General features: G+C 47.9%; 1 pseudogene. It reads right to left on the bottom strand.

Going from position 1 to position 516, the window contains the following annotated elements:
• Window positions 1–516, bottom strand: a pseudogene (locus tag HMPREF1024_RS0128035) (F0F1 ATP synthase subunit beta); the annotation flags it as partial.

The following is a 516-nucleotide window of genomic DNA, read 5'->3' as shown; positions in this document are numbered from 1 at the left end:
TATTATCGATGAAAAGAAGTACGTTCTGATGCTGTTCATCACGGAAATATTCTGCCATTGTCAAACCAGTCTCAGCCACACGCATACGCGCTCCAGGCGGCTCATTCATCTGACCGAATACCAAAGCAGTCTTCTCCAGAACACCGGACTCTTTCATTTCAGACCAGAGGTCATTTCCCTCACGGGAACGCTCTCCGACTCCGGTAAAAATAGAGTATCCACCGTGCTCTGTCGCAATGTTTCGGATCAATTCCTGGATCAGCACCGTCTTACCGACTCCTGCACCACCGAACAATCCGATCTTACCGCCCTTTGCATATGGTGCAAGAAGGTCGATGACCTTGATTCCCGTCTCCAGGATCTCTACTACAGGGCTCTGATCTTCAAATGTAGGCGGTTCTCTGTGGATCACCCATTTTTCTGCATCCTCGATCTGTTCTCCATTATCAATTGTTTCACCTAATACATTAAACAGTCTGCCCAGTGTCTTCTCACCGACAGGAACTTTGATTCCTG

The sequence above is a fragment of the Klebsiella sp. 4_1_44FAA genome (assembly GCF_000238715.1).
Lineage (GTDB): Bacteria > Pseudomonadota > Gammaproteobacteria > Enterobacterales > Enterobacteriaceae > Klebsiella > Klebsiella pneumoniae.
Note: the sequence above shows the minus strand (reverse complement) of the source record. Positions and strands in the feature narration are given on the sequence as shown.